This is a genomic window from Corynebacterium glaucum (assembly GCF_002287505.1).
Taxonomy (GTDB): Bacteria; Actinomycetota; Actinomycetes; order Mycobacteriales; family Mycobacteriaceae; genus Corynebacterium; species Corynebacterium glaucum.
On record NZ_CP019688.1, the window covers coordinates 2,084,426 to 2,109,678 of the forward strand.

Sequence of the window (25,253 nt, forward strand, 5' to 3'; positions counted from 1 at the left end):
CACGGTTAGGCCTTTCGGGCTTATGAAGCAGGGCGGAGGATAAGTAAGGTGAAGCTGATCTAAACGGCGGCGTGTTTCTTTGCGTACTTCGCGCGGTACCGCGCCAAGCGCTCTGCGTTTTCATCGCTTACAGGGGCCTGTTCGACGTACGCCACGTCGTCCGCGTTGAGCGGGGCGAGCCCCAGACGTTCCGCGTGCCCAAGCAACTGGGAACGAACACGGGCGGCGTCGTCGCTCACCCCCATCAACTCGAAGCGGTAGAGGTACGGCACACCGCACTTCGCAGAGATCACTTCGCCTGCACGGCAAAAGTCCGCGCCGAAGTTTGAGTTTCCAGCGGCGATCACGCCACGAATGAGACTGCGGTTGTGCTCGTTGTTCAGGAAGCGAATGACCTGCGGCGGCACGGGGCGAGAATTCTCATGTGTGAGCGATACCCCTCCCCCATAGGTCGGGCAGATCAGCACATAGGGTTCGTCGACAATCAGCTCCCCGCTGGTGCGATGGAGGGGGATGCGACGAGAGGGCAAGCCCACCTTTTCTACGAATCGTTTCGTGTTCTCGGTGGCGGAGGAAAAGTACACGACTAACATTGCCGCTCCCTTTTTCTAGCCCTTCTTCTAGTGCTGAGTTGTGTTGTGTTGTTTTTGCTGTGTTGTTTGTGGCAGATCTTGGAACTGCAGGCCGTTAGGCGGCAGCGAGACCGCGGATGCGGTCGGGGCGGAAGCCGGACCAGTGCTCACCATCGACCTCAACGACCGGCGCCTGCAGGTGCCCCAGAGCCATCACGTAATCGCGAGCAGAGTCGTCGAGCGAGATGTCAACGAGGTTGTAGTTAAGCCCGGCCTTGTCGAGCGCGCGGGTAGTTGCACGGCACTGCTGGCAAGCCGGCTTGGTGTAAACGGTGATAGACATCCTCGTGCCTCTTTCTGCGCGGTGATCCCGCACGATTCGTTCCCAAACAATTATTGCGCCGAATCCCCTCGGCGGCACACCAGAGACACTATACCTTGGGTGAAACTACAGCAACTAACACTACATATAGTAGTTACATAGGTGGTATTCGCAGGATGGGGCAATAGAATTACCCATATGTAGTCTCTGTTTCACAGGTTTTCCGGAAAACTGCTTACATCCGTGCAATTAATTTTTGCTTAGAGTTTCGTGCCAGCTCAAAGGCATGTCTTAAAAATGCCGAAATCCCGCCGTTTCCGGAGCAATATCCGAAAGCGACGGGATCTTAAGAGGGTCGAGCGACTAGCCCTGGCGAGCCTTGAAGCGCGGATCCTTCTTGTTAATCACGTAGACCTTGCCGTGGCGGCGCACAACCTGAGCGCCCGGCTTGTTCTTCAGCGACCGAAGCGACTTGCGGACCTTCATCGGGCGCTCCTTTCTTTAGCAGGTTTCTCAATCACAGCGACGTCCGGCGTTTCCACCGCGTCGCAACACGTCAGTACACACTACACGCCGCGCGCGTGGGAACCAAACCTTCGACCAAGACGCCTCGCGTGCTACCTCGCATACCGACGTTCCATTTCGCCAGCCACATCTTCCAAGCTCCGGCGCATCGTCTCGGGCACGTGGCGGGTGACAAAGATCGCGGCCACGATGCCGAAGATAGCGAATACCGCGAAAATTGCGGTGGCGGAGAAAGCGTCGACGAGCGGGAGGAAGAATTGTGCGACCACCCAGTTCATGCTCCACAACGCAAGCCCGGCAAGTCCCATCCCCAAACCGCGGATCTGCGGCGGCACCAGCTCGGATATAAGCAGCCACGTCGTGGGCGAGACTGCCGCTTGTTGCGAGGCGATGAAGCCCGCCATGCACGCAAGTGCGACCCAGGCCAACGAGGCATTCTGCTCGGCGGCCCGGTACATCAGGGCGAGGGCCGCGAGGAACACTACGTTGCCGGTGAGCCCGATCAGCAGCAGCTTGCGCCGACCGATCTTGTCGATGACTTGGAGACCAATCCAGCACGCCACCACCGAAACTACTCCGATCACGATAGACGTGTACACGGCATTCTCAGTGGACAATCCGACCTTATTCATCATCGTCGGAGCGAAGTAGACGATCGCGTTCACGCCCGTGATCTGCTGCGTGATGCCCAGCAGGGCGGCGATGAGCACTGTTACGCGAAGCCAGCGGTGGCGGGTGAACTCCGCCCATTCATTGCTGTCCTGAGCCCGGCGCGCGACATCCTCCTTGTGCGCGATGTCGAGTTCGTCGTAAGTAATGCCCACCCTCGTAGCGACTGTGGTGGCCTCTTCCAACCGGCCGCGGCGCGCGAGCCACAGCGGGGTCTCGGGCAGCATGAGCATGCCGACGGCCAGCATGAGGCCGGGGACAGCCGCCGCTCCGAGCATCAGATGCCAATTTCCGGTCGGCGCGAGCAGCGAGTTGACCAGATATGCCAACAGCTGCCCCACGACGATGAGGAGCGTGTTCAGCGAAACGAGCCGTCCGCGCACCGCCGCGGGCACGACCTCCGCGATGTACATCGGAGTGACAATAGAAACTGCACCCACCGCAAAACCCAGAAGCGTGCGCGCGGCGGCGAGGGAGCCAACTCCCCCGGCAAGCGCGCACCACCCGGAACCGACGACGAAGATCACGCCGGAAAGAATGAGCGTGCGGCGCCTTCCCAACGCATCCGCCACCGCTCCGCCGGTCAGCGCACCGATTGCGGCGCCAACTAGCAGCATCGAGGTGACAAATCCCTCTTGTGACGGTGTCATGCCGAAATCTGGGGTGATGAATAGCAATGCGCCGCTCATGACACCGGTGTCGTACCCGAACAGCAATCCCCCGAGTGCCGCAGTTGCGGCCACGGTGCGAACATATCGGGTAGCTGCTGGAGTTACCCCCTGCACAGGCTGTGCGTTTGATCCCATGCAACTTAATATGCACACGGTATAGCATGTCTGTCATGTCCGGAACATCCGAAAAGTTGCAGGCTGACATCATAAAGGCCCTGGGAGTCAAGCCCTTAATCGATCCAGTCGAAGAACTGCGCACCCGAGTCGACTTCCTAGTGAAGTACCTCGAGAAGACGCACGCATCCGGTTTTGTGCTTGGCATTTCCGGCGGACAAGACTCGACGCTCGCCGGTCGTCTCGCCCAGCTTGCGGTGCACAAAGCTCGGGCTCAGGGCGCGAGGACGCGCTTCATTGCGGTGCGGTTGCCGCACGGTGAGCAAGCCGATGAGGACGACGCGCAGCTCGCGCTCCAGTTCATCCGCCCCGATGAAACGGTGACGGTGAACATCAAGGAACCCACCAACGCGCTCAGCGCCGAGGTCGCCGGCGAGCTGGGCGATGCCAAACTCACCGACTTCAACAAGGGCAACGTCAAAGCGCGCATGCGCATGGTGGCGCAGTACGCCATCGCAGGTGAGCGCGGAATGCTGGTGATCGGCACTGACCACGCCGCGGAGAACCTCACCGGGTTCTTCACCAAGTTCGGCGACGGTGCCGCCGACCTCATGCCGCTCGCCGGCCTGAATAAGCGACAGGGCGCCCAGATTCTCGAGCGGATGGGCGCGGACCGCCGCCTCTGGGAGAAAGTCCCCACTGCGGACCTCGAGGATGACCGCCCAGCGCTTCCGGACGAGGAAGCACTCGGTGTCACCTACGCAGAGATCGACGATTACCTCGAAGGCAAGCAAGTTTCGGACGAGGCTCGCACCCGCCTCGAGCGCCTCTGGCGAAACGGCCAGCACAAGCGCCACCTCCCGCCGGGCCCCAACGACACGTGGTGGCGCTAGCGTCCAGCGCTACCCCACCACGTCAAGCGTCGCTTCAGCCGCCCGCACCAAGGCGGAGCCGTAGCTCGGCCCGTGGGTGTAAGCATGGACCGCGAGCGGGTGCATCTGGTGCGCGGGAATTCGAGCACGCCAATCGTCGTTAAGCAAGCCCTGCTCGAGGTAACCCTCCACGAATGCCTCCCAGTGGGGTGCCCCGAAAAGCTCGAGCATCGCAATGTCCGTGAGTGGGTGCCCGCCGTGCGCCGCAGGGTCAATGAACCGCGCGCGGTCCGTGCCAAAGAGCAGATTGCCACTCCACAGATCACCATGGATGCGGGCCAGCGGTGCGTCCTCATCCTCAGCCAGGAGCGCTTCGCACGCTTGCTTAACGACGTCTAACCCACGCTCATCCAAATTCCCCGCCGCAACGGCTTTGTCCGCGAAGGGCAGGACTCGTTGGTGCACGTAGAAGTCAGCCCACCGCTGCGTGGGAATGCAGTCCTGCTGCGCGCGGCCGATATAGTTCGGGCCGTCCCAACCGTCGGCCGGGGCACCGAACGCCGCCGCGCCCATCGCGTGAATCGCCGCAAGCTCGCGGCCGCCTTGACGGGCAGCCTCCGCCGTTGGGCGGGTGGTGGCGACGCGCTCAATGGTCAGCGTATTCGCGGCGTCATCCACCTCGAACACCTCCACCACCGCGTCCGAACCTTCACGTAGCCAGCGCAGGTACGCCGCCTCCGCCGCGGCCGAGTGCGGGCCCGACCCGTGCTTGGTAAACCGTTCAGTCATTACGTGCATCCACCTCTCGCTCGAGATCCAATAGGAATCGTTTCATCTCAACGCCCCCGGCGTAGTTGCCCATCGCCCCGTCCGCACGTACTACCCGATGGCACGGCACCACAATCGGCAGCGGATTCTTCGCGCAGGCCGTCCCCGCCACTCGCGCGGCACCCGGGATGCCCGCAGCCTCGGCCAATTCGGCGTAGCTCACGGTTTGCGCGTAAGGGATCCGTCGCAAAGCAACCTGCGCCTTCTGGTAGGTGCCGGACGAAAACCGCCAATCCAGCGGGAGGTCGAACTCCTTCAGCTCGCCGGCAAAGTATTGAGCAATTTGCTTATCGACGGCCCCTTGCACGCCCTCCCGAGCCCCCAACTCGCCAACAACCGCCTCGAACTTCGCCGGGTCGAGCTCGACTTTCACCAGGCCGGTGTCGCTGCTGACGCTGAGCAGCTCGCCCACCGGTGTGCAGTGAATGCGGAAATAGAAATCGTCCATCGGTTTCGAGGTTACGCACCCTTTTCAAACGAGTCGCTGAAGTTTGAGTTCCCAACCCCCAGTGGCCCATCTGTTGACGAGGGGCAAATCACCATCTACATTCGATGCATGTACAGGAATGTACATTACAGAAGGGGGCTGGAGAGAGTGAAGGAGCCCGGAGCTTCGTGGACCACAGTGACCGCAACCGTAGGCGAGATCGAGGCAGCGCTGAACAAGTGGCTGACTCATAGCCACGGGTTGGGACTCACCGATTTTCGTGCGCTGACTCTACTCAGCGAGGCCCCAGATCACGAACTGCGAATCACTGAACTATCCACACAGGTCGGACTCAACCAAAGCTCAACAACCCGACTTGTTGCACGACTCGAAACCAAGGGTCTTGTTGTGCGAGATACCTGCCCGGACGATGGCCGCGGAATCTACGCAGTTATCACCGAGGCCGGGCTCAACTTGGTACACACACTGGCCGTGCCCTACGTCGAACGCCTCCAGACGCTGGTCGCCAGCACGATCACCAATGACCCAGCAACGAGCCGTGCTTTCAGCACCATCCTCAACTACCCGTCCTGACCCTTCAACCCGCCCTGCCAAGACCAATCCATACCCATATACATGCATGTGCATACAGTAAGGAGAGTACTGTGACACCAATTATTGTTGACGTGTACGTCGACTACGTCTGCCCGTTTTGTTTTCTGGTCGAACCGGCCATCGAGGAGCTGAAACGTGACCGCGACGTGCAGCTCAGGGTTCGGCCGTTCGAGTTGCGCCCCGACCCGGTACCCACCTTGCGACCAGAGGATGAGTACTTGCCGCGCGTATGGCGCGATTCGGTCTACCCCATGGCCGAGCGCGTGAATGTACCGGTAAGGCTACCGAGTGTTTCGCCGCAACCTCGCACAGAAAAGGCGTTCCTTGTGCTGCAGCTCGCTCAAGAGCACGGCGTTGCTGAGGCCTACTCGCGAGCGGTGTTCGCGGCCTTCTTCCAGGAGGACCGCGACATCGGCGACGAGGACGTAATAGTCAACATCGCTGAGAGCGTAGGAATTGAAGCCGCTTTAGCCCGCCAAGCCATGAGAAGCCCCGAGCGGCTACGTCAACATCGAGCTGACTTGGCTTACGCCACCGAGACGGTCGGCGTGACCGCAGTTCCCAGCTTCGTTGTCAACGGCAAGCTCCTCCAAGGCATCCCCAGCGCGACCCGGCTGAAGAACGCTGTCGACGCAGCGTATACCTCTGGAGGCCAGGATGACTGACTTCTTACAACATGTGCTGACCAAAGCTGTCGCCGCATCGTTGGCCCATGTTGAGAGCGGCGGCATTCCGTTCGTTGGAGTGATCGTCGACGGTGAACGAGTGCTCTCGGAGTTTGGCGTTAACCGCGTTCACGAAACCGGCGACCCAACGGCTCACGCCGAGATCGTCGCCATCCGTGATGCCCTCGCGGCCTCTGGACGTACTGAGCTTCGCGGCACGATCCTGCTGGCCACGGGTGAACCGTGCGGCATGTGCTACCGATACGCCCTCGACACAGGAATCACTGACATTCGTGTGGCCGTCCCCCGCGACGAGGTCGCAGCACTCGGCTTCGACTATCGCGATAGCTATCGATCTTTCGGGATTACGGACACGATCCGGGGCTCTCACATGCACCCTCTGCGAGTGCCCGGTGATACCGAACCCTTCACTCGCTTCCTCAGCCTCCACAACATCTGACCCAACGGAAAGGACCGTTGCCATGCAGTGGCTTTACCTCTCTATCGCCGTCGTCTTCGAAGTCACGGTCGGGATCGCAGCCGGAAAGGCTCAAGGTTTCCGAAACATCCCCTGGACAATTGCGACCTTGATCAGTGGCGCCATCGCTACCTTCTTCCTGAGCCTCGCGCTTCTCTCCTTCGATGTCGGCGTCGGCTACGCCCTATGGACCTCCCTCGCCGGTGTCGGGATCGTTATCGTCGGTGCTCTCTTCCTCAACCAGCGGTTGACCTGGAAGAAGCTCCTCGGCATCGCCATCGTCATCGTCGGAGTTGTCGGTCTCAACCTCGCAGGTTCCGCCTAGGCCAACAGCAAACTATTGAAAAGGAGAATCCATCATGACTACCACCAACACGGACACCGTCACTTCAACTCAAACTAGCAATGCTGGACCATGGGCTGCGCTTTTGCTCGCGGGTGCCTTCGAGGTCGGCTATGCCCTGAGCGTCAACGGCAGCCGGGGCTTCACCAATCTATCGTGGTCTCTTGTCGCACTCGTGTTCTTCTTGTGCACCTTGTACTTCCTCAGCGTCGCGCTGAAGCGCATCGATGTTGGCATCGGCTACGCCGTGTGGGCAGGAATCGGAGCTGTCGGGTCAGCCGTTCTCGGCCCTGTCTTCTTCGACGAATCCTTCACCACATCCAAGGCCATCTGGCTCGCCGTAATCATTGCTGGAGTCGTCTGGCTCAAGCTTGCCGACAGCACGAAACTCAATTCCCGTACGGATGCAGTAAGCTGAGCCAGGAAGTGCTTGCTGCTAAGCATTGGAGTCCCTCTCCCGGGGCAGAGAGGGCAATAAGGCCCGAGCTGCAACCATCCAAGATGGCTTGGTCTCGAGCCTTACCAGTAAAGTGGAGCTAACGGGATTCGAACCCGTGACCCCCACACTGCCAGTGTGGTGCGCTACCAACTGCGCCATAGCCCCTTGTTTCGGAGAGCTTCCACCTACCGCGTTGGCGGCGAGAAGCAACTCCGCTCAATATACCGGCCGCCCCATGGGCGGCCAAATCCCCAGGTTAGTTACTCTTGGAGTTCTTGAGGGTCTCCACCCACTGGTCACGAGGCGCGCCGAGTTCCTCGGCATCAGTGCCGTCGATAAGCACGCGCGGCGTCCACGCTTTACCCTTCAGCTCCTCCTGGTGCTTCGAGTTCTCAGCACCCATCTCCTGCGCGGTCTCGATGAACTTGCCGTCGCGGATGTCCATAATGGCTTGGTCAGACGCGCCCCAGTCGGCCGCCAAATCCGCGATGGCGTTGTTGTCGATCTGCGAATACACGCTCTGCTGGTTCACAAACAAGTAATCGCGCAGCGTGAACGCGACATCGTAGTCACCGGTCGCGAGCAGGGCGAGCATTGCCGCCAAACCAGTGGTGGAGTGGCCCACCTCTCCGCGGTCAAGGTTGGTCATCGGACGCAGATCCACGCGAATTTCTCCAGCCTTGAGCGCCTCGATCATTTGCGCGTCAGCGGCCACGTGCAACTCCGCACAGTAGGAGCAAGAAAAGTCCTCGTAGTAGTCAGCGACTGGGGCATCCGCGTTCGATCCGCTAAGCCGGATCACACTATCGCCTCCAGCCCATTCCACGTTGATGCCCGAGACATCAATCACTTCATCCTGCTTCGCCTGGGTTTGCTCCGCACGGCCTTTGTACACGATCATGCCGATCACCAGTGCGGCGATAGCCAGCACGGCCAACACGGCCCAAAGGAAGGCCGAATTGCCCTTGGAGTTCGGGTTCTCAACTTTGCGGGTACTCACGATTAGGTCTCCTGTTATTTACGGGTAAATTGCGAACTTCTTAAATGGTCGCCACATCATGAACGCGGTGACGGCCAGATATGCCACGTCGCGCCAGATCGATTTCAGCAGCGCCCCCTCTTGGGGATCCGCCGTCGCGGGGTCAAAACAACCGCAATCAATCACCAGGCCACGAGTGTGCGCTGAGTACAGGCCCATGATGAAGATCAGCAGCACCCCAATCGACACCCCGCCCGCCCAACGGATCTTGATGCCGAGCAGCAGCAGCAAACCGCCAGCCAACTCGAGCGGGCCGATCACCTGCGCAATGAGGTCCGACCAATACGGGGTGAAGATCTCGTAGGCCTCGACCGTCTGCACCATGTTGATGTGTGACTCGGTGACTTTCTGCCACCCGGCATTGATCCACACGTAGGCCATGCCGAATCGGGCCAGCGCGGAGAGGATGTCCAGCACAAGCTCCCCGGTACTGCGGGTGGCGGTGCCAGCTTGCGTTGTTGCCGTGTCGTCGGCAGGCTTGACTGCGGTAGAAGAACTCACCTGATTGACCCTAGTCCACGCCCCGCCCTGCGGGAACGAGACGCGGGTGTGTCACTGGTTACTCCCGAGATCTACTGCCCCAGCACCTCGGAGACGATTGCAACCGCTTCGTCTTGCACCTGCTTCAAGTGCGCTTCACCGTTGAAGGACTCGGCGTAAATCTTGTACTTGTCCTCGGTGCCGGACGGACGCGCCGCGAACCAGGCGTTTTCGGTGGTCACCTTGAGCCCGCCGATGGCAGCGCCGTTGCCCGGTGCCTCGGTGAGCTTCGCGGTAATCGCCTCGCCCGCCAGCTCGGTTGCCGGCACTTGCTCCGGGGACAGCGCCTTTAACGTCGCCTTCTGCTCGCGGTTCGCCGGTGCGTCAATACGCGCGTAGGCCGGCTGGCCGAACGCATCCTGGAGCTCGTGGTAGCGCTCCGACGGGGTCTTGCCCGTCACCGCGGTGATCTCCGCAGCGAGCAGGTCCAGGATCAAACCGTCCTTATCGGTCGACCACACGGTGCCATCCTTGCGCAGGAAGGATGCGCCTGCGGATTCTTCTCCGCCGAAGCCCACGGAGCCGTCGATAAGCCCGGGCACGAACCACTTGAATCCGACCGGGACCTCAACGAGCTTGCGGCCGAGCGATGCAACTACCCGGTCAATCATGGACGAGGACACGAGTGTCTTGCCCACTGCCGTGCCCTCGGACCAGCCGTCGCGGTGGCTGAATAGGTACTCGATGGCCACAGCCAGGTAGTGGTTCGGGTTCATCAGGCCAGCGTCCGGAGTGACAATGCCGTGGCGGTCCGCGTCCGCGTCGTTGCCGGTGGCGATGTCGTACTTGTTTCGGTTGTGCACCAGCGAGGCCATGGAATTCGGCGAGGAGCAATCCATGCGGATCTTGCCGTCGGTGTCCAGCGTCATGAACCGCCAGGTCGCGTCAACCTCCGGGTTGACCACGGTGAGGTTCAAGCCGTGTGCTTCCGCGATCGCGCCCCAGTAATCCACCGAGGCGCCGCCCATGGGGTCAGCCCCGATCGAGAGGTTGGAGCCGCGGATCGCCTCGATATCGATCACGTTGACCAGGTCCGCAACGTAGCGCTGCTTGAACTCGAAGCGGCCCGCGCGCTCATCCAGCACGCCGCTTACCGACGCCCGCTGCACGCCCTCCAGCCCGCGGACCAGGTACTCGTTCGCGCGCTGCGCAATCCAGTCGGTCGCGTCGGTGCCGGCCGGGCCGCCGTTCGGCGGGTTGTACTTGAAGCCACCGTCGCGCGGCGGGTTATGCGACGGCGTGATCACGATGCCGTCGGCACGCTTCGGATCGGTGCCGGTCACACCACCAGAGAGCTGCGCGTTGTGGGATAGAATCGCGTGCGACACCGCCGGTGTCGGGGTGTAGCGACCCTCCGCGTCCACCAGCACCTCGACGCCGTTGGCCAGCAGCACCTCCATTGCGGAGATCATCGCCGGCTCGCTGAGCGCGTGGGTATCGCGGCCGATGTATACCGGGCCGCCGATGGAGTTTTCGCGGCGGTAATCCACAATCGCCTGCGTCGTAGCCAGGATGTGCGCCTCGTTGAACGCGTTGTCCAGGCTGGAGCCGCGGTGGCCGGAGGTACCGAACGCGACCTGCTGATCCGGGTCGGAAGCGTCGATGTCGCGGGTGTAATACGCCGTGACCAGTTCGGCGATGTCGATCAAGTCCTCGGGGCGGGCCGGCTGTCCGGCGCGTTCGTGTGCCATGGTCGTGCTCCTTGTCGCGGGGTGTGGAAGTGTGCTTTAACGCGAGGCTACACCGACTGCGAGGTACGTCATCACAAGCCAGCGCAAGGCTCTGGGCACCATGGGCCGCAGGGGCGGTAAGAAAGCCGCCCAGCTGTGGGAAACAGACCCCGGCGGCGACTATGCGCAAAGTCGCCGAGAGGCACTGGAAGCAGCTCATGCAAAGCGCGAAATAAGCAGTGAGCTTTTGGGAACGCGTATGCGGATGCTTTTCCTAGAAGCGAATGTGTTGGGAGCTTCTTTTAAGCGATTGGGTGAGATGCTCGACATGTTCTTAACTGAACGCCGCTATCCTGCGGGCGGCGTAGCAGGCAGCCAAACCGGCCCACATGGAGCATGCGAGAGCACCTCTCTACAAGATGGCCAAGGCTCCAGTCGCCAACTAACCTCCTTCGTCTGAGGGGCCATCCAATCCCGCCCCAGGTGGCTAGGTTGTGGTGACTTCACCCCCTTATTAAACACGGATAAACTCGGTTATAAACATTCCGTCCCGTGAGAGGATCACCACGTGTTCGTCACCGATCTGCCCGACACCAAATCAGCCCACTTAAGTCCGGAACACAGCGAAACCGTCAGGGCAACGCTGCCTTTGGTCGGGGAAAATATCGAAACCATCACCCGCGTCTTTTACTCCAAGATGTTCGCCGCGCACCCGGAGTTGCTCTCCGACCTGTTCAACCGAGGTAATCAGAAACAGGGTGCCCAGCAGAAAGCACTGGCAGCTTCGGTGGCCACCTTCGCCGCGCAGCTGGTTGACCCGGACGCACCCGACCCGGTGATGATGCTCGACCGTATTGCCCATAAGCATGTTTCACTCGGCATCACCCCCGACCAGTATCAGATCGTCCATGACAACCTCATGGCCGCCATCGTCGATGTGCTGGGGGATGCCGTCACGCCGGAGGTCGCGGAAGCCTGGGACAAGGTCTACTGGCTCATGGCGGACGTTCTGATCAAACACGAGGCCAAGCTCTACGCCTCCGATAACGTGACCCCCAGTGAAGTGTTTCGCACCGCAACGGTCACCGAGAAGAAAAGGCTCAGCGAGGATGTGACTGCCTACACTTTGACCGGGGACTTCTCGGTGCCGCGACCGGGTCAGTACACCTCCGTCGGTGTTAAGCTTCCCGACGGTGCTCGACAGCTGCGCCAGTATTCCATCATCGGTGGTGACGCGAACCATTACCGCATCGCGGTTCTCACCGAGGGTGAGGTTTCCACCTTCTTGCGCGACAACATTGAAGTCGGAGACACCATGGATGCGACCCTCGCCGCTGGCGACCTGGTCCTCCATGAAGGGGACAACTCGGTAGTGCTCGTCTCATCCGGTATCGGCTCCACTCCAATGGTAAGTATTCTCGGTCATCTCGCCGCAGAAGAGCCGAGCCGCAAGGTGACATACATCCACGCAGATGTAAGCGAAGAATCCTGGGCTCAGCGCGAGGAATCGCGCGAGCTCATTGCCTCAATCGCGGATGCAACAATGGGAGTGTCTTTCAGGGATGCCGGTCAGCGGGTGAACATCGCGGAATACGACCTTGCTGGTGCCGATGTCTATCTCTGCGGCGGTGTGACATTTCTGCAGGCTCTGCGCGCCGACATTGAAGCCCTGCCGGTCGACAAATCCCCCAAGGGTGTCTACTTCGAGCTGTTCAGCCCGAATGATTGGCTCGTGGGTTAAACCCCCGGAGTCTCGCCGGGGGTTGCGCCGAAACGCACCCCACACTGTCCCGGCCTGTCGAAGGGGAATAGGCTAACCGCCTCTGCATTCTCAAGTACACTTCACCGACGTGCCTGTTCAGAGTGGAAAAGAACCCCTGCTTGTGGGTCTCGGTGCCGGGCTGGGGGCGCTCGCGCGCTTCCTCATCGTGGCTGCTGTGCCCACCGTCGGCCTCGCCGCCGAGTTCGCGCTCACGCTGGCCATCAACATCGTCGGCAGTTTCGCCATGGGCGCGCTCAAACCCGGGCCATTTATCGGCGTCGGTTTCCTCGGCGGGTTCACCACCTTCTCCGCGCTCGCCCTTGCGTCGGCGCAGGCGTCGGCACTCGCCGCGCTGGTGTTCATGGTGCTCAGTTTCGTCGGTTGCGTGTGCGCCTGGCTCGCAGGTGACAGGTTGAGGGGGGCTTAGGGCCATGCTTATCGACGTCTCCGCCAACCCCACCACCCTCATCACCGCTACCGTCGCTGTGTTCCTGGGCGGCGCGCTGGGAGGCCTCGCTCGCTGGGCGCTGTCCCAGATCCCCGCTGATCGGGTCGGCACTTTCGCTGCCAACATGGCCGGTGCCACCATTCTGGGATTCGTTGCCGGCGCCCCAGAAGTGTGGCAACTTGCTGCAGGCGTCGGTTTCGCCGGCGCGCTGTCCACCTGGTCGACCCTGGCCAAGGAGATCGGCGAGCTGATCAAGACCAAGAATTACGGCGAGGCCGCGCGCTACGTGGCCTGGACCGCGGCGCTCGGCATCGTGAGCGCGTACTTCGGCCTCATGTGGGGCGCGCGCGGCTTCGCTTAGTCCGCGCTACTGAGTCTGCGCTGGTTAATCTGCGATCGCGTCCAGCGGCGGCGTCTTCGCCGCCCGGTTCGCCGGCCACAGCGCAGCGATGATGCCCACGATCACACTGCCCAGCAGCATCCAGCCGACCAGACTCCATGGGATGACGATGCGGTCGAGCCCTTGGTCCGCGAGCACCGTCAAGAACGCCCACCCGAGGCTCAGACCGAGCACAATGCCCAGCACGGCGCCGAAGAACGCCATCTGAACGGACTCCAAGATGATCATGATGCGCACCTGGCGGCGGTGGGTGCCCACCGCGCGCAGCATGCCGATCTCCTGGCGGCGCTCGATCACCGACAGCGTCAGCGTGTTCACAATGCCCAGTACCGCGATCACCACGGCTAAGGACAGCAGGGCGTAGAGGATGAAGAGCATCTGGTCGATCAGGTCGAGCACTTCGCCGGAGATGTCGTCTTTGGACTGCACCTGAACCACAATGTCGCTCTTCACCGCCTGCTCAAGATTCTTGCGCAGTTGGTCGGAGCTCACGGTGCCGTCGTTACTCACCCCCAGCATGATGATGTTCACGGTGCCTGGCACGGAAATCTGCTGCGCAACGTCTTCACTCACCACCACGGCGGTGAGGATGGAGGAGTTCTCGAAGATGCCTTCCACCGTCGCCTCGACTACCTCCGGCGAGACGCCGGGAGCTGCGACGGTCACCGTGTCCCCCACAGACCAGCCGCGCGCTTCCGCCCACTCGCGGGGAGCAATGACGGTGTTGCCCTCGAGCGTAGAGGTACCGTCGACCATGTCCATCGTGATCAGGTCGCTGGGATCGCCGTAAAGCACTGAAGTGGAGCCGAACTCGCCAACCTGCGCGGAGTACTCGCCGTTGACGGTCAGCGGCGCTTCGGTGTAGGCAGCGACATCGCCCACGCCCTCGACCTCCGGGATGCGTTCCATCAGGTTGTTCGGGATCGGGAACGCACCGAGCACCGGCCCAGCCAGCACGTATTCAGCGCTCACCTCGTTCTCCGCCACGTTGTCAACGGAGTACTTCATCGATGCGCCGAACATGCCGATGATGTTCACCAGGGCAATGCCCAGCATGAGGGCGAATGCGGTGGCAGATGTGCGTCGTGGGTTGCGCTGCGTGTTAGTGGATGCCAACTTGCCCGCGGTGCCAAACGGTGCGCCGATGATCCTGCCCAGCGGCGGCACAATCGGCAAACTCATCGCCGGACCGGCAAGGAATACGCCGGCGATCACCGCCACCGCAGCGATGCCGACCAGCATGGCACGGGACGCGGTACGCCCGTCCACCCACAGCAACCCGCCGACGGCCGCAGCAACGCCAAGCGCAATCAGCACACCCCCAATCACCGTGCGCTGCGTCAGCGGCTGCGGGGCGGCCGATTCGCTTGAACGCATCGCCTCGACCGGCTGCACCTGCCCGGCTTGGCGTGCCGGCGCCCAGGCAGAAAGCATGGTCACAATGACACCGACCACGATGGGCGCCAATGCCGCATCCGTCGAAAAGCCTAAGCCCCCTGCGGGAAGCGGCATGCCATAGGAACCCAAGAGCCACTTGATTGCTGCGACCATGCCCACGCCGGCGCCTATGCCAAGAGCCGAACCAATCAGGCCGACAATGAACGCCTCCAGCGAGACCGAGCGCGTGATCTGGCCGCGGGAAGCGCCGAGCGCGCGCAGTAACGCGAATTCTTTCGTGCGCTGCGCGACGATCATCGAGAACGTGTTCGCGATCAGGAACGTGCCCACCAGCAGGCCGACCAGGCCGAACGCGATCAGGAAATACGAGACAAAGGACAGCGCCTCGCGCACGCTTTCCGAAGCCTTCTTCGCAGCCTCCTCACCCGTGCGCACAGAAAGCTCGGGGTAATCACGCATCATCGAGTCGACCAGCCCCTGAGCCCCATTGCGATCCGAAGCCTTCAGCGTCATGCCGGGAACCGTCTCATCGGCCACATAGAAGTCCAGGTAATCTGACTCAGGGAGCCTAAAGCTTAACGACGTCTCCTGCGTCACCTCATCGTCGTAAAGCCCGACCACCGTGACGGTTTGGCGAGCTCCGGTATCAACGATGATGAGTTCCTCGCCAAGCTTGATGTCGTAGAACTCGGCGCCGTTGCGGTTGAGGATGACCTCCGCCGTGCCCTCAGTGACCGGGCGGGGTTCAGGCGCGCGCCCCTCTACGATGTCGGGACTCGGGCCGATCGCATCGTCCGGGGCGTAATACAGCGTCGACATCGACATGCCCTGGCGCGTCTGAATCGCCTGTTCATTCGTCCGGGCGGCCACGACGATGACCATCCCCGAGACGTTCACCTTTTCGACGCCGCCGCGTTGAGCCAGTTCATCAAAGTCCTTGCGCGGCACCGCACTGGCATTGTCACCGGGCTCGACTACCACATCGGCGTTTTCGTACCGCGTAGCCAGCGCCGAATCGAACGTGCGCTCCAGCATGTTGGTGAACATCATTGATCCCGCGATGAATGCAGTGCCAAGCACCACGGCAAGCACCGTCAAGGACAGCCGCAGTTTGTGGGCACCGACGTTACGCAACGAGACCTTCGTCATCGCCCGGGATCCGGCGGCCATCAGCGCTCGATTCCGGCCATGACTTTAAGGATCGCATCCATCGTCGGATCCCACATCTCGTTGACAATCTGGCCGTCGCGCAGGAAGACCACGCGGTCTGCATACGATGCCGCCCGAGCGTCGTGGGTCACGATCACCACGGTCTGCCCGTCCAGGTCGACCGCTTGGCGCAGAATACTCAGCACCTCCCGTCCAGCGTTGGAGTCGAGGTTTCCCGTTGGCTCGTCGCCAAAAATGATCTCGGGTTTACTCACCAGCGCGCGGGCGCACGCCACACGCTGCTGCTGCCCACCCGACAGTTCACTCGGACGGTGGGTGAGGCGGTTGGAGAGACCAAGCCTCTCTGTAATCTCGTCGAACCAGCCCCTATCAATCTTCCTACCGGCGATGTCAGTTGGCAGGGTGATGTTTTCAGCAGCGGTCAGCGTGGGCACAAGGTTGAAAGATTGAAAGATGAAGCCAAGCCGGTCGCGCCTCAGCTCAGTCAGAGCTTTATCGCTTAACGACGACAGCGCCGTCCCACCGATATACGCCTCACCGGAAGTAAACGAGTCGAGCCCAGCCATCGTATGCATGAGGGTGGATTTACCCGACCCAGATGGACCCATGATCGCGGTGAAGGCCTTGCGGCCGAATTCGACGTTCACCCCATCGAGCGCGGAGACCTGCGTATCCCCCTGACCGTAGGTCTTCACTAGATTCACGGCCCGTGCTGCTGATTCCATTACTTCTCCCGCTTCTCGCGCCGCGAATCTTTCTATGCCACACCCGCTGCCAGCAGGCACCACGAATACGCTACCTCGAGTTAATAGATGCCGGTATTCGGCAGGACAGATCGGCAATGGAAATGCCTGCGACCGGTCGCTCGCCGTGGTGTTGGCGGGTGACCGGTCGCAGGTGGTTGTTGTGAAGTTGTTGGGTCGGCGGTAACCTACTCTCCCACACCCTCCCGGGTGCAGTACCATCGGCGCGGGCGGGCTTAGCTTCCGGGTTCGGAATGGGTCCGGGCGTTTCCCCGCCGCTATCAACTACCGACACATTTGTGGTTGTTGGCCCCACACTGTTGTGTCCCCAGGGTTGGGGTCCCCCCTGTTGGTTGGGGTGGTGTGGTGTGTCAGATACCGGAGAATGGACGCGTTGCAGGTTGTGTTTTGCTGGTTTGTGTTTGTTGTTGGTGTTTTGGTTTTGGTGTATTAGTACCGGTCGCCTGACCACATTACTGTGGGTACAGTTCCGGCCTATCAACCCCATCGTCTTTGGGGAACCTATGAAACCTCATCTTAAAACAGGCTTCCCGCTTAGATGCTTTCAGCGGTTATCCTTTCCGTACGTAGCTAACCAGCGCTGCTCCTGGCGGAACAACTGGCACACCAGAGGTACGTCCGTCCCGGTCCTCTCGTACTAGGGACAGCCTTTTTCAAGTTTCAACGCGCGCGGCGGATAGAGACCGAACTGTCTCACGACGTTCTGAACCCAGCTCGCGTGCCGCTTTAATGGGCGAACAGCCCAACCCTTGGGACCTACTCCAGCCCCAGGATGCGACGAGCCGACATCGAGGTGCCAAACCATCCCGTCGATATGGACTCTTGGGGAAGATCAGCCTGTTATCCCCGGGGTACCTTTTATCCGTTGAGCGACACCACATCCACAAGTAGGTGCCGGATCACTAGTCCCGACTTTCGTCCCTGCTCGACTGGTAAGTCTCGCAGTCAAGCTCCCTTGTGCACTTACACTCTTGCACCTGATTGCCAACCAGGCTGAGGGAACCTTTGGGCGCCTCCGTTACATTTTGGGAGGCAACCGCCCCAGTTAAACTACCCACCAGGCACTGTCCCCAACCCAGATCATGGGCCAAGGTTCAGGTATCCACTACGGTCAGAGTGGTATTTCAACAACGACTCCACGGGCCACTGGCGTGGCTACTTCACAGTCTCCCACCTATCCTACACAAACCGCACCGAACACCAATACCAAGCTGTAGTGAAGGTCCCGGGGTCTTTTCGTCCTGCCGCGCGTAACGAGCATCTTTACTCGTAGTGCAATTTCACCGGGCCTGTGGTTGAGACAGCAGGGGAGTCGTTACGCCATTCGTGCAGGTCGGAACTTACCCGACAAGGAATTTCGCTACCTTAGGATGGTTATAGTTACCACCGCCGTTTACTGGGGCTTAAATTCTCCGCTTCGGTGAAACTCACCTAACAGGTCCTCTTAACCTTCCAGCACCGGGCAGGCGTCAGTCCGTATACATCAACTTCATCGTCTTCGCACGGACCTGTGTTTTTGATAAACAGTCGCTCCCCTCTCTTCTCTGCGACCACCACCAGCTTGAAACCGCATGTGTTTCGCACCAGGTGTGGTCCCCCTTCTCCCGAAGTTACGGGGGCATTTTGCCGAGTTCCTTAACCACAGTTCACCCGCTCGCCTGAGTATGCTCTACCTGACAACCTGTGTCGGTTTCGGGTACGGGCCGTCTATCCACATCGCTAGAGGCTTTTCTCGGCAGCACAGGATCACCAACATCACCCCTTTTGGGCTACGCATCACGCCTCACACCTTCTGACGGCCGCATTTGACAAGCCGTCGTGCTGCACGCTTGCACCACAATCCAAATACGTGGCTTGGCTACCACTCTGCGTCACCCCATCACTGACCTACCACGGATCAGGCCCCACGCATCACCACACCACAGGCACCCAAAAGGATGCTGTCAGTACGGCTCTGGGTGGTTAGTCTCACCGCTTCGATACTGGGCGCGGATACACGGGTACGGGAATATCAACCCGTTGACCATCGACTACGCCTGTCGGCCTCGCCTTAGGACCCGACTCACCCTGGGAAGACGAACTTGACCCAGGAACCCTTCGTCATTCGGCGGGCAAGATTCTCACTTGCCATTCGTTACTCATGCCTGCATTCTCACTCGCACACAGTCCACTGCCCCTTCCAGTACAGCTTCACCCCATGCACGACGCTCCCCTACCCAACGCAAAAACGTTGCCGCGGCTTCGGCGGTGTACTTGAGCCCCACTATATTGTCGGCGCGAAACCACTCGACCAGTGAGCTATTACGCACTCTTTCAAGGATGGCTGCTTCTAAGCCAACCTCCTGGCTGTCTTCGCGATCCCACATCCTTTTCCACTTAGTACACCCTTAGGGGCCTTAACCGGCGATCTGGGCTGTTTCCCTCTCGACTATGAAGCTTATCCCCCACAGTCTCACTGCCGTGCTAGGTTTCACCGGCATTCGGAGTTTGGCTGACATTGCTAAGATGATAGTCCCGCTCAACCAACCAGTAGCTCTACCTCCGGCAAACACACACAACGCTGCACCTAAATGCATTTCGGGGAGAACCAGCTATCACGGAGTTTGATTGGCCTTTCACCCCTACCCACAACTCATCCCCTCAGTTTTCAACCTAAGTGGGTTCGCGCCTCCACAACCTCTTACAGCTGCTTCACACTGGCCATGGGTAGATCACCCCGCTTCGGGTCTAGGACATGCCACTAAAAGGCACCCATTTCGGATTCGCTTTCGCTACGACTCCCCAACCAACTGGTTAATCTCGCGACATGCCGCTAACTCGCAGGCTCATTCTTCAAAAGGCACGCCATCACACACAAGAGGTGCTCTGACGGATTGTCAGCGCACGGTTTCAGGAACTCTTTCACTCCCCTCCCGGGGTACTTTTCACCATTCCCTCACGGTACTTCATCCGCTATCGGTCACACTGAGTATTTAGGCTTACCGGGTGGTCCCGGTAGATTCACAGCAGATTCCACGAGCCCGCTGCTACTCGGGGCAAAATGACCACACCACGCATGTGCGCCTTCACGTACAGGACTCATCACCTACTCCGGTGTGCCATCCCAGACACTTCCGCTAACACACAACACATGATGCGACAGTTGACAGCCTGCCACGGTCATACCCCACAACCCCACGCATGCAACCCCTGCCAGGTCTCACACACACATGGTTTAGCCTCATCCGCTATCGCTCGCCACTACACACGGAATCACACTTGTTTTCTTCTCCTACGGGTACTGAGATGTTTCACTTCCCCGCGTCAACCCCCACACAGGCTATGCATTCACCTGCAGGTAACCGCCCACAACGACGGCTGGGTTTCCCCATTCGGACATCCTCGGATCAACGCTTAGTTGGCAACTCCCCGAGGCATAACGCAGCCTCACACGTCCTTCATCGGCCCAGCATGCCAAGGCATCCACCGTACGCCCTTAAAACAAAACACACTAAACAACACCCACACACACCCCACCACCACAACAAAAGGTGACAGCAGAATATGCGCGGGCAACACACAAAAAAGAAAGAAAAAAACACTACCCAACCAACCCCAACCCCACACAAGGAGCCAGGCAATTGATTGGTTCATGCTCGCGTCCACTCTCCAGTTCTCACACACCACACCCACACACCCCACACACAACCACCGGCTGCGTCCAGGACTATGCGGGCCACAAGAACACCACACCATGCACACACAGTGCACACAAACGGTGTGTTGTTCCAGACACCCAACAGCATGCCAACGCGTATGTTTATGAACCCCCGTTGATACATCGGTGCACTCGTGACATCTCCAACGCGGGCGACGTTTCTGAAGCCACCCGCCGGTATGTGACCACCCGGATATTTTGCAAATGTATTCGGTGGCAGGCGCACCCACGGCAACCTCAACCACCACACCCTGCAACTGCAGGGTTTGTTTAAAGTACTGCTCCTTAGAAAGGAGGTGATCCAGCCGCACCTTCCGGTACGGCTACCTTGTTACGACTTCGTCCCAATCGCCGATCCCACCTTCGACAGCTCCTTTTGACAGGCCACTGGCTTCGGGTGTTACCAACTTTCATGACGTGACGGGCGGTGTGTACAAGGCCCGGGAACGTATTCACCGCAGCGTTGCTGATCTGCGATTACTAGCGACTCCGACTTCATGGGGTCGAGTTGCAGACCCCAATCCGAACTACGACCGGCTTTAGAGCGATTCGCTCACCCTCACAGGCTCGCAAGCGCGTTGTACCGACCATTGTAGCATGTGTGAAGCCCTGGACATAAGGGGCATGATGATTTGACGTCATCCCCACCTTCCTCCGAGTTAACCCCGGCAGTCTCTCATGAGTCCCCACCATCACGTGCTGGCAACATAAGACAAGGGTTGCGCTCGTTGCGGGACTTAACCCAACATCTCACGACACGAGCTGACGACAACCATGCACCACCTGTACACCAACCACAAGGGAAACCACATCTCTAGGCCGATCCGGTGTATGTCAAGCCCAGGTAAGGTTCTTCGCGTTGCATCGAATTAATCCACATGCTCCGCCGCTTGTGCGGGCCCCCGTCAATTCCTTTGAGTTTTAGCCTTGCGGCCGTACTCCCCAGGCGGGGCGCTTAATGCGTTAGCTACGGCACGAACCCCGTGGAAGGGACTCACACCTAGCGCCCACCGTTTACGGCATGGACTACCAGGGTATCTAATCCTGTTCGCTCCCCATGCTTTCGCTCCTCAGCGTCAGTTACTGCCCAGAGACCTGCCTTCGCCATCGGTGTTCCTCCTGATATCTGCGCATTTCACCGCTACACCAGGAATTCCAGTCTCCCCTACAGCACTCAAGTTATGCCCGTATCGTATGCAACCCCGAAGTTAAGCCCCGGTATTCCACAAACGACGCGACAAACCACCTACGAGCTCTTTACGCCCAGTAATTCCGGACAACGCTCGCACCCTACGTATTACCGCGGCTGCTGGCACGTAGTTAGCCGGTGCTTCTTCTCCAAATACCGTCAAAATTCGTCTTTGGCGAAAGGAGTTTACAACCCGAAGGCCGTCATCCCCCACGCGGCGTCGCTGCATCAGGCTTGCGCCCATTGTGCAATATTCCCCACTGCTGCCTCCCGTAGGAGTCTGGGCCGTATCTCAGTCCCAATGTGGCCGTACACCCTCTCAGGCCGGCTACCCGTCGACGCCTTGGTAGGCCATTACCCCACCAACAAGCTGATAGGCCGCGAGCTCATCCCACACCGAAAAAACTTTCCACCACGATCACCACACCGTGGTCCTATCCGGTATTAGACCCAGTTTCCCAGGCTTATCCCAAAGTGCAGGGCAGATCACCCACGTGTTACTCACCCGTTCGCCACTCGAGTACCAAAGCAAGCTTCGGCCTTTCCGTTCGACTTGCATGTGTTAAGCACGCCGCCAGCGTTCATCCTGAGCCAGGATCAAACTCTCCACAAAAACACCAAACAATAACTGCCCAGTGCGTGTTTCAGAAGAAACAGGCCGTGAAAAGCCCAATACCCAACCAAAACAAACCACCCAACACAAAACCGTGCTGGACTGGCTATCCAAAAATTACCTTCGTGTCTGCTTGTTGTATCCGACGAGGAAAAACCAACAAACAACACAGTTTTAAAAAAACTACTCGTGAAACCATCACACGCATGATGCTGTGTAGCTTTTCACCAGCACACCACAAGCCCCAATCATTGGTTCAAGGCCATGATGACCGGCACACACCAACCACCCCACACAAACAGCTAGGGGCAGCAAGCACCAACCACAAACACACCACACAACGCAAAAGTTCACAAACAAAAAATGCATTGGCACACTATCGAGTTCTCAAACAACACACGCACACCCCCCAAACAACCCACAACAAAGCAGATCATCCAGAAGGAGACGTAAGATTCTTAGCCGTTAGCGCTCGTTTTCCTACCGCTCACACAATCCTGAAACCACATCCAGGCGGGGCGTTGTCGGTCGCGCTGACTCACATAAACCTACACACACCACCACAACAACACAAACCCGCACCACAACACACGTTTTCGTGCTGTTGAAGGTAATGCAATCTACTCCGCGCCGACACGCTCGATCCTGGCGCCAAGCGCGGTCAGCTGCTCAACGAACGACGGATATCCGCGATCGATGTGGTAGACGTCGTGCACCGTCGTCACCCCATCCGCCACCAAGCCAGCGAGCACCAGACCCGCTCCTGCACGGATATCGGACGACCACACGTCTGTGGAAGACAACTCATCGACTCCCCGGAGCACAACGTGGTGGCCATCCACGTTCGCGTCCGCGCCGAGACGCAGCATCTCGTCGACAAACCGGAAGCGCGCTTCGAAGACGTTCTCGGTGATCACCGAGACCCCCTCGGCAATTGAAGAGATCGCGATTGCCATCGGCTGCAGGTCCGTCGGGAAGCCGGGAAATGGCAGCGTTTGGTAGTCCACGGCTTTGGGACGCTGGTCCATGCGCACGCGGAAGCCGTTGTCGTAAGTCTCGATGTCCGCGCCCGCCAGCTTCAGTTTCGACAGCGCCAGGTGCAGGTGCCGAGGCGCAACGCCGCCCACGGTGATGTCGCCGCGGGTCATTGCTGCTGCATAGGCCCACGTGCCGGCTACGATGCGGTCACCGACCACGGTGTGCTCAGTCGGATACAGCTTCTCCACTCCGTCGATAGTGATTGTCGACGTGCCTGCGCCGCCGATGCGCGCACCCATTGAGTTCAACATTTCGCAGAGGTCGACGACCTCGGGCTCGCGAGCCGCGTTGTCCAGCACCGTCTGCCCCTCCGCCATCACTGCAGCGGTCACGATGTTCTCCGTGGCGCCCACGGATGGGAAGTCCAGGCTGATCTTTGCTCCGCGCAGGCGCTCCGCTTCGGCGACCACCGCACCGTGCTCGATGCGGGTGGTTGCCCCGAGCTTTTCCAAACCCGTCTGGTGCATATCCAGCGGGCGCGAGCCGATTGCGTCGCCACCGGGAAGCGCCACGCGCGCCTCGTTACACCGGGCGACCAGAGGGCCAAGCACCGCGACGGAAGCACGGAATTGGCGGACAGCTTCGAAGTCCGCATTGGGCGAAACGGTGGCCGGGGTGTGAATGTGCACGGTGGCTCCGTCAATATCCACCTCACACCCGAGACCTACAAGGACCTTGCGCATCAACGGAACGTCCAAGATCTCGGGACAGTTATGCAATGTGGTCGTGCCTTCGGCGAGAAGCGCCGCGGCCATGAGCTTCAAGACACTGTTTTTTGCGCCGTCAACTTTGACAACGCCTTCGAGTCGAGCACCGCCAGTGACCAGGAATCGTTCTTTCACATTCCTAACCGTACCCAACTCGCGCTCGCGCGCACCGGATTACGGCAATGCCCCAATGCGACGGGCAGCGTTGACCGCCTCGTAGCGTGTGTGGGCGCCGAGTTTGCGCATCACACTGCGCAGATACGACTTCACGGTCTCGGCTCCAATGCCCATTTCCTCGGCAGCCTCGACGTTGGTATGACCGAGCGCGACGCAGGAGAGCACATCAAGTTCGCGGGCAGACAGCTTGGTCGACTGCTTTACGCGAACCGGGGAAACCATTTGGTCGCAAAGCTGCTCGAGTTCCTTGCGCAACGCCTCGTCTTCGACACGGTTAGCTAGCATCCGCAGCTTTGAGTGCGTCGAGCGGACCTGTTCCCACTCCGCGCCGTTCATCACTCGGCCCTGACTGGTGGCCGCCTTCCCGCCGTCCAAGCGTCGCATGGCGGAGTTCACGGCCAGCTCCTGCTCAAGCGTGCGCGCGGTCAACGTGACCTCTTCGATCACCTTGTCGCCCAGGCGCACGGTTGAGTGCACACCGACGTAGAGCACGCCGCGGATTTCGCGTTGCACGATCACCGGCACCGCAACCACAGAGTGCAGACCCTCGTCCTGGATCACCTTGTCGTAATCATGGGAGATGACGTTTGCCCGGGTGTAGTCGGAGACACCGACTGCGCGGCGAGTTGCCACTACGCGGCCGCCAACGCCCGCCCCCTGCTCAATGATGAGATTCTGCAGTGCGGGGGTACGCAGCCCGATCCACTGGGTGATCTGCAAGCGGTTGTCGGCCAGCAGCGTTCCGTACATGGCCACCGGGATGCCGGTCGCGGTCTTCAGCGCGGTAAGAGCTGCGCGAATTGCATCGTCATCGTCTTTGACCCGTTGGGCGTCCACAGTCATATGGCAAATCATAACCACCGCTTGGGGGTAGCCAAATTTGGCCCCGCCAGCGATAAGGATGTCTGTTGGTGTGGGAATACCTACACCCTTGCGTTGCCCCCGTGGGTAAGGCGTGGGGGGAGCCGTCGATAAGCGAAGAAAGAGCCCCAAACCCCCAGGTGAGAACTTGTAGACAAATCGGTACGGCGAGCTTAAACTGTGTTGTCTAGTGGCAGCCGGTACACTTCTGGATAGGCCCTGAAATTAAAACCCCTAAGG

At 59.9% G+C, this 25,253-nt stretch carries 22 protein-coding genes, 1 tRNA gene and 3 rRNA genes; 9 read left to right on the forward strand and 17 right to left on the reverse strand.

What is annotated here, in order from left to right; genetic code table 11:
- Positions 1-59 precede the first annotated feature (59 nt).
- The 4 genes from nrdI to CGLAU_RS10155 form a co-directional block, all read right to left on the reverse strand.
- Positions 60-593 (reverse strand): class Ib ribonucleoside-diphosphate reductase assembly flavoprotein NrdI, encoded by a 534-nt coding sequence (gene nrdI / locus CGLAU_RS10140; RefSeq protein ID WP_095660598.1) that lies wholly within the window; start codon positions 591-593, stop codon positions 60-62.
- A 94-nt stretch (positions 594-687) separates the two neighbouring features.
- A complete protein-coding gene (nrdH, locus tag CGLAU_RS10145) occupies positions 688-915 on the reverse strand; it encodes a glutaredoxin-like protein NrdH (protein WP_095660599.1) in 228 nt (75 codons plus the stop codon).
- Between the two features lie 342 nt (positions 916-1,257).
- Complete coding sequence (ykgO, locus tag CGLAU_RS10150; RefSeq protein ID WP_005288826.1) at positions 1,258-1,380, reverse strand: type B 50S ribosomal protein L36; 123 nt, start codon at positions 1,378-1,380, stop codon at positions 1,258-1,260.
- Positions 1,381-1,511: 131 nt separating this feature from the next.
- Positions 1,512-2,894 carry a sugar porter family MFS transporter gene (locus tag CGLAU_RS10155; RefSeq protein WP_095660600.1) on the reverse strand — a complete coding sequence of 461 codons (1,383 nt, stop codon included), beginning with the start codon at positions 2,892-2,894 and terminating at the stop codon, positions 1,512-1,514.
- Positions 2,895-2,920: 26 nt separating this feature from the next.
- On the opposite strand from CGLAU_RS10155, the gene nadE reads away from it, so the two are divergent.
- A complete protein-coding gene (gene nadE, locus CGLAU_RS10160; RefSeq protein ID WP_095660601.1) occupies positions 2,921-3,766 on the forward strand; it encodes an ammonia-dependent NAD(+) synthetase in 846 nt (281 codons plus the stop codon).
- A 9-nt stretch (positions 3,767-3,775) separates the two neighbouring features.
- Here the strand turns inward: nadE and CGLAU_RS10165 are convergent, their stop codons facing one another.
- Together CGLAU_RS10165 and CGLAU_RS10170 are read right to left on the reverse strand one after the other, a co-directional pair.
- Positions 3,776-4,534, reverse strand: a complete 759-nt coding sequence (locus CGLAU_RS10165; RefSeq protein ID WP_095660602.1) for a fructosamine kinase family protein — start codon at positions 4,532-4,534, stop codon at positions 3,776-3,778.
- Entirely contained in the window at positions 4,527-5,021 is a 495-nt protein-coding gene (locus CGLAU_RS10170; RefSeq protein WP_095660603.1) for a methylated-DNA--[protein]-cysteine S-methyltransferase, read from the reverse strand. The genes CGLAU_RS10165 and CGLAU_RS10170 overlap by 8 nt, the downstream gene beginning before the upstream one ends.
- A gap of 147 nt (positions 5,022-5,168) precedes the next feature.
- Here CGLAU_RS10170 and CGLAU_RS10175 point away from each other — a divergent pair, with 147 nt between their 5' ends.
- The 5 genes from CGLAU_RS10175 (at position 5,169) to CGLAU_RS10195 (ending at position 7,519) form a co-directional block, all read left to right on the forward strand.
- Entirely contained in the window at positions 5,169-5,594 is a 426-nt protein-coding gene (locus CGLAU_RS10175; RefSeq protein WP_232507105.1) for a MarR family winged helix-turn-helix transcriptional regulator, read from the forward strand.
- Between the two features lie 71 nt (positions 5,595-5,665).
- Positions 5,666-6,280, forward strand: coding sequence for a DsbA family oxidoreductase (locus CGLAU_RS10180; protein WP_198304924.1), 615 nt, complete (start codon positions 5,666-5,668; stop codon positions 6,278-6,280).
- The gene (locus tag CGLAU_RS10185; RefSeq protein ID WP_095660605.1) at positions 6,273-6,740 is read left to right on the forward strand and encodes a nucleoside deaminase; all 468 of its coding nucleotides are present in this window, start codon (positions 6,273-6,275) and stop codon (positions 6,738-6,740) included. Before CGLAU_RS10180 ends, CGLAU_RS10185 begins: the two co-directional genes overlap by 8 nt.
- Positions 6,741-6,762: 22 nt before the next feature.
- On the forward strand, positions 6,763-7,083 hold the full coding sequence (locus CGLAU_RS10190; protein WP_095660606.1) for a DMT family transporter: 321 nt from the start codon (positions 6,763-6,765) through the stop codon (positions 7,081-7,083).
- A gap of 34 nt (positions 7,084-7,117) precedes the next feature.
- Positions 7,118-7,519, forward strand: a complete 402-nt coding sequence (locus CGLAU_RS10195; RefSeq protein WP_095660607.1) for a DMT family transporter — start codon at positions 7,118-7,120, stop codon at positions 7,517-7,519.
- 113 nt (positions 7,520-7,632) lie between these two features.
- Here CGLAU_RS10195 and CGLAU_RS10200 read toward each other — a convergent pair.
- From CGLAU_RS10200 to pgm, 4 genes are all read right to left on the reverse strand, one after another.
- Positions 7,633-7,705, reverse strand: a tRNA-Ala gene (locus tag CGLAU_RS10200).
- A 91-nt stretch (positions 7,706-7,796) separates the two neighbouring features.
- On the reverse strand, positions 7,797-8,540 hold the full coding sequence (locus CGLAU_RS10205) for a DsbA family protein (RefSeq protein WP_095660608.1): 744 nt from the start codon (positions 8,538-8,540) through the stop codon (positions 7,797-7,799).
- Positions 8,541-8,558: 18 nt separating this feature from the next.
- Positions 8,559-9,080, reverse strand: a complete 522-nt coding sequence (locus CGLAU_RS10210; RefSeq protein ID WP_232507106.1) for a MauE/DoxX family redox-associated membrane protein — start codon at positions 9,078-9,080, stop codon at positions 8,559-8,561.
- 71 nt (positions 9,081-9,151) lie between these two features.
- Positions 9,152-10,810: a phosphoglucomutase (alpha-D-glucose-1,6-bisphosphate-dependent) gene (gene pgm, locus CGLAU_RS10215; RefSeq protein ID WP_095660609.1), complete on the reverse strand. Its 1,659-nt coding sequence runs from the start codon at positions 10,808-10,810 to the stop codon at positions 9,152-9,154.
- Between the two features lie 547 nt (positions 10,811-11,357).
- Here pgm and CGLAU_RS10225 point away from each other — a divergent pair.
- From CGLAU_RS10225 to CGLAU_RS10235, 3 genes are all read left to right on the forward strand, one after another.
- Complete coding sequence (locus tag CGLAU_RS10225) at positions 11,358-12,530, forward strand: globin domain-containing protein (RefSeq protein ID WP_095660611.1); 1,173 nt, start codon at positions 11,358-11,360, stop codon at positions 12,528-12,530.
- A 109-nt stretch (positions 12,531-12,639) separates the two neighbouring features.
- Entirely contained in the window at positions 12,640-12,978 is a 339-nt protein-coding gene (locus CGLAU_RS10230) for a fluoride efflux transporter family protein (RefSeq protein WP_095660612.1), read from the forward strand.
- Positions 12,979-12,982: 4 nt separating this feature from the next.
- Positions 12,983-13,360, forward strand: a complete 378-nt coding sequence (locus CGLAU_RS10235) for a fluoride efflux transporter FluC (protein WP_095660613.1) — start codon at positions 12,983-12,985, stop codon at positions 13,358-13,360.
- 24 nt (positions 13,361-13,384) lie between these two features.
- Here the strand turns inward: CGLAU_RS10235 and CGLAU_RS10240 are convergent, their stop codons facing one another.
- The 7 genes from CGLAU_RS10240 to ramA form a co-directional block, all read right to left on the reverse strand.
- Positions 13,385-15,967, reverse strand: coding sequence for an ABC transporter permease (locus CGLAU_RS10240; protein ID WP_095660614.1), 2,583 nt, complete (start codon positions 15,965-15,967; stop codon positions 13,385-13,387).
- Positions 15,967-16,692 (reverse strand): ABC transporter ATP-binding protein, encoded by a 726-nt coding sequence (locus tag CGLAU_RS10245; protein ID WP_095660615.1) that lies wholly within the window; start codon positions 16,690-16,692, stop codon positions 15,967-15,969. The genes CGLAU_RS10240 and CGLAU_RS10245 overlap by 1 nt, the downstream gene beginning before the upstream one ends.
- A 193-nt stretch (positions 16,693-16,885) precedes the next feature.
- Positions 16,886-17,003, reverse strand: a 5S ribosomal RNA gene (gene rrf / locus CGLAU_RS10250).
- Positions 17,004-17,139: 136 nt separating this feature from the next.
- Positions 17,140-20,220 (reverse strand): 23S ribosomal RNA (locus CGLAU_RS10255).
- 497 nt (positions 20,221-20,717) lie between these two features.
- Positions 20,718-22,230 (reverse strand): 16S ribosomal RNA (locus CGLAU_RS10260).
- The 16S, 23S and 5S rRNA genes sit together here, the layout of an rRNA operon.
- A 620-nt stretch (positions 22,231-22,850) precedes the next feature.
- Positions 22,851-24,110: a UDP-N-acetylglucosamine 1-carboxyvinyltransferase gene (gene murA / locus CGLAU_RS10265; protein WP_095660616.1), complete on the reverse strand. Its 1,260-nt coding sequence runs from the start codon at positions 24,108-24,110 to the stop codon at positions 22,851-22,853.
- A 39-nt stretch (positions 24,111-24,149) separates the two neighbouring features.
- Positions 24,150-24,989, reverse strand: coding sequence for an acetate metabolism transcriptional regulator RamA (gene ramA, locus CGLAU_RS10270; RefSeq protein WP_095661174.1), 840 nt, complete (start codon positions 24,987-24,989; stop codon positions 24,150-24,152).
- Between the last annotated feature and the right edge of the window lie 264 nt (positions 24,990-25,253).

Coding starts and splice junctions, on each gene's coding strand:
- CGLAU_RS10185 (WP_095660605.1), top strand. CDS start 6,273: ATGACTGACTTCTTACAACATGTGCTGACCAAAGCTGTCGCCGCATCG.
- nrdI (WP_095660598.1), bottom strand. CDS start 593: ATGTTAGTCGTGTACTTTTCCTCCGCCACCGAGAACACGAAACGATTC.
- CGLAU_RS10240 (WP_095660614.1), bottom strand. CDS start 15,967: ATGGCCGCCGGATCCCGGGCGATGACGAAGGTCTCGTTGCGTAACGTC.
- CGLAU_RS10155 (WP_095660600.1), bottom strand. CDS start 2,894: ATGGGATCAAACGCACAGCCTGTGCAGGGGGTAACTCCAGCAGCTACC.
- CGLAU_RS10195 (WP_095660607.1), top strand. CDS start 7,118: ATGACTACCACCAACACGGACACCGTCACTTCAACTCAAACTAGCAAT.
- ykgO (WP_005288826.1), bottom strand. CDS start 1,380: ATGAAGGTCCGCAAGTCGCTTCGGTCGCTGAAGAACAAGCCGGGCGCT.
- CGLAU_RS10165 (WP_095660602.1), bottom strand. CDS start 4,534: ATGACTGAACGGTTTACCAAGCACGGGTCGGGCCCGCACTCGGCCGCG.
- CGLAU_RS10245 (WP_095660615.1), bottom strand. CDS start 16,692: ATGGAATCAGCAGCACGGGCCGTGAATCTAGTGAAGACCTACGGTCAG.
- CGLAU_RS10235 (WP_095660613.1), top strand. CDS start 12,983: ATGCTTATCGACGTCTCCGCCAACCCCACCACCCTCATCACCGCTACC.
- pgm (WP_095660609.1), bottom strand. CDS start 10,810: ATGGCACACGAACGCGCCGGACAGCCGGCCCGCCCCGAGGACTTGATC.
- CGLAU_RS10170 (WP_095660603.1), bottom strand. CDS start 5,021: ATGGACGATTTCTATTTCCGCATTCACTGCACACCGGTGGGCGAGCTG.
- nadE (WP_095660601.1), top strand. CDS start 2,921: ATGTCTGTCATGTCCGGAACATCCGAAAAGTTGCAGGCTGACATCATA.
- nrdH (WP_095660599.1), bottom strand. CDS start 915: ATGTCTATCACCGTTTACACCAAGCCGGCTTGCCAGCAGTGCCGTGCA.
- CGLAU_RS10190 (WP_095660606.1), top strand. CDS start 6,763: ATGCAGTGGCTTTACCTCTCTATCGCCGTCGTCTTCGAAGTCACGGTC.